Below are 2671 nucleotides of genomic sequence, written 5' to 3'. Positions count from 1 at the left end.
CGGCTGCTCGCCCCGGGGGGTGGCGAGCAGCCCGGCCAGGGCGGCGGCTCCGGCACCCTCCGCGAGGGTGTGCGCCCGGGTGGCCAGCAGGTGGGCGGCGTGGTCGATGGCGTCGTCGCTGACCAGCAGGAACCGGTCGAGGCGCCCCCGCAGCATCCGCTGCGGCAGCTCGTAGCCGGTGGTGGTCGCCAGGCCCGAGGCCCGGGTGGTGGCGGGCGCGGTCTCGATCGTGCCGCTGCGCCACGAGCGCCAGCCGGCCGGCGCCGCGTCGGACTGCACCCCGACCACCCGGCAGCCGGGCGCGAGGACGTCGCGCACCAGGCACGCACCGGCCGCGCCGGTGCCGCTGCCGACCGGGACGTAGACGGCGGCCAGCTCGGGCGCCTCGGCGAAGAGCTCGAGGTAGGCCGTCGCGTGACCGAGCACGATCCGCGGGTCGGTCGGGCAGATGAAGGAGCCACCGGTCTCGGCGGCCAGCGCTCGCGCGTGGCTGCTGGCCTCGCCCAGCGACGTGCCGGCGACCACCACGTCCGCGCCCAGCGCGGCCACCGCGTCGCGCTTCACCTGCGGCGCGCTCTCGGGCATCACGACCGTGGCGCGCACCCCGGCGAGCCGGGCGCCGTAGGCGACGGACTGGGCGTGGTTGCCGGTCGAGCAGGTGACCAGGCCGTGCTGCTCCTCGGCGGGGGTCAGCCGGGCGGCGAGGTGGACGCCGCCGCGGACCTTGAACGACCCGGTGGGAAGGACACCCTCGTGCTTCACCAGCACCGCCGCGCCCGCCGCCTCGTCGAGCAGCGGATGCGACTGCAGCGGCGTGGCGGCCAGCTCCGCGGCGACCACCTCGCCGGCGCGCCGGACGTCGTCGAACGTCAGGTCCGGAGCGGTCGTGGCGGGCATGGCTCCACCCTCGCGCACCGGGCACCTATCGGTCCAATAGTTCTTCTCAACCTTTCCGATCGACGTCATCGATCCATCGTCCTATCGTGGGCGCCGTGATCGACCTCCGCCGCCTCGAGGCCCTCGTCGCCCTGCACCGCACCGGCACCGTCTCCGCGGCAGCGGCGCAGCTGCACTACGGCCAGCCCACCATCTCCCACCACCTCAGGCGGCTGGAGGCGGAGACCGGCGCGACGCTGCTCCAGCGGGCCGGACGCGGCGTGCGGCTCACCCCGGAGGGTCGGCGCCTCGCCCGCCGGGGGGAGGAGATCCTCGGGCTCCTCGCGCGCGCCGAGGAGGAGCTGCGGGCAGCGACCAGCCTCCAGGCCGGGACCGTGCGGCTGGCCGCGTTCCCGTCGGGCGCCGCGACCCTGGTGCCCGACGCGATGGCACTGCTCGCCCAGCGGCACCCCGGCATCGCGCTCGAGCTGACCGAGGCCGAGCCGCCCGAGTCGTACGAGCTGCTGCGCTCCGGCAACGCCGACCTGGCGCTCACCTTCGGCTACCCGGACCAGCCCGAGCCCGACCAGATCACCTCCGTCGCGCTCCTCGACGACCCGCTCGACCTCGTCGTCCCGGCCACCGGTGCCGACGGGCCGGTCGGTGCGGCGAGCGGTGCGGCGGGGGACGTCGACCTCGCCGACTACGCCGCGACCCCGTGGGTCACCGGCTGCGAGCGCTGCCGGCGCGAGCTGCTCAGCCTGTGCGCCGAAGCGGGGTTCACCCCCACGATCGCGTTCGCGAGCGACGACTACGTCGCGGTGCAGTCGCTGGTCGCCGCCGGGCTCGGCGTCACCGTGCTGCCCGGACTGGCCCTGCGCGCCCACCACAACCCGGGCGTGGTGCGGCGCCCGGTGCCGGGCGCGCAGCGCCGCGTCCAGCTGTCGACGTACGGCGCCCCGCCGCACCCCGCGGCGGTCGACGCCGTCGCCGCGCTGCTGACCGAGGTCGCCGACCGGGTCAGGGCGTGAGCCGACCCGCCTCGATCTCCGACCGGCGGGCGAGCCGGTGGGCCCGGCGGATCCCCGCCTCGCGCATCCGGCGCTCCTCCTCGGGGGTCTCCGGTCGTAGCGGCGGCACCGGCCGAGCCTGCCCCGCACCGTCGATGGCGACGAAGACGAAGTAGGCCGACCCCACGTGGAGCCACTCGGTGGTCGCGTCCCACGGCTGGGTCTCGATCCGCACGCCGATCTCCATCGAGGACGTGCCGACCCAGTTCACGCAGGCGTTGGTGCGCACGATGTCGCCCACCCGCACCGGCTCGAGGAACGCCATCTCGTCCAGCGCGGCCGTCACCGCAGGCCCGTCGCTGTGCCGCTGCGCGACGACACCCGCCGCGGAGTCCGCGAGCTTGATCACCTCGCCCCCGTGGATGTTGCCGAGGAGGTTGGCCTGGGCCCGCGAGGTGACCGTGGCCAGCTCGATGCGGGAGTAGGAGGGCGAGCGCGCCGCGAGGAACTCGGTCACGGGCTGACGGTAGCGTCTTCTCCATGGCAGGGCGCGGGAGCGGTGGCGACGGGGACGACCAGGACTCCGGCTACGACTGGATCTACGGCGGCGACCGGTCGCGGCAGGACCCCGAGCCGACCCGCAAGATCCCGGTGCAGCCGCGGCGTCCCGACCGGCTCCCCCCGCCCCAGCAGTACGGCGGCACGCCGCCGCCCGCTCGGCCCGGTCCCGGGCGGCCCGGCCCCGGGCGCCAGCCCGCCGCTCCGCCACCGCAGCGGGGCACCCG

Annotated in this window: 3 protein-coding genes and 1 pseudogene; 2 read left to right on the top strand and 2 right to left on the bottom strand. The window is 76.3% G+C overall.

Features of this window, described 5'->3' with window-relative positions:
- On the bottom strand, positions 1-897 hold an 897-nt coding region (locus ACPOLA_RS19115), incomplete at its 3' end, for a threonine ammonia-lyase (protein ID WP_435772096.1).
- A 95-nt stretch (positions 898-992) separates the two neighbouring features.
- On the opposite strand from ACPOLA_RS19115, the gene ACPOLA_RS19110 reads away from it, so the two are divergent.
- The gene (locus ACPOLA_RS19110) at positions 993-1907 is read left to right on the top strand and encodes a LysR family transcriptional regulator (RefSeq protein ID WP_435772095.1); all 915 of its coding nucleotides are present in this window, start codon (positions 993-995) and stop codon (positions 1905-1907) included.
- Here the strand turns inward: ACPOLA_RS19110 and ACPOLA_RS19105 are convergent.
- Entirely contained in the window at positions 1897-2403 is a 507-nt protein-coding gene (locus tag ACPOLA_RS19105) for an acyl-CoA thioesterase (RefSeq protein WP_435772094.1), read from the bottom strand. The genes ACPOLA_RS19110 and ACPOLA_RS19105 overlap by 11 nt on opposite strands.
- Before the next feature lie 23 nt (positions 2404-2426).
- Between ACPOLA_RS19105 and ACPOLA_RS19100 the strand changes: the two are divergent.
- A pseudogene (locus ACPOLA_RS19100) lies at positions 2427-2671 on the top strand (hypothetical protein); the annotation flags it as partial.

The organism is Nocardioides proteolyticus, from assembly GCF_051280635.3.
GTDB lineage: Bacteria > Actinomycetota > Actinomycetes > Propionibacteriales > Nocardioidaceae > Nocardioides.
Note: the sequence above shows the minus strand (reverse complement) of the source record. Positions and strands in the feature narration are given on the sequence as shown.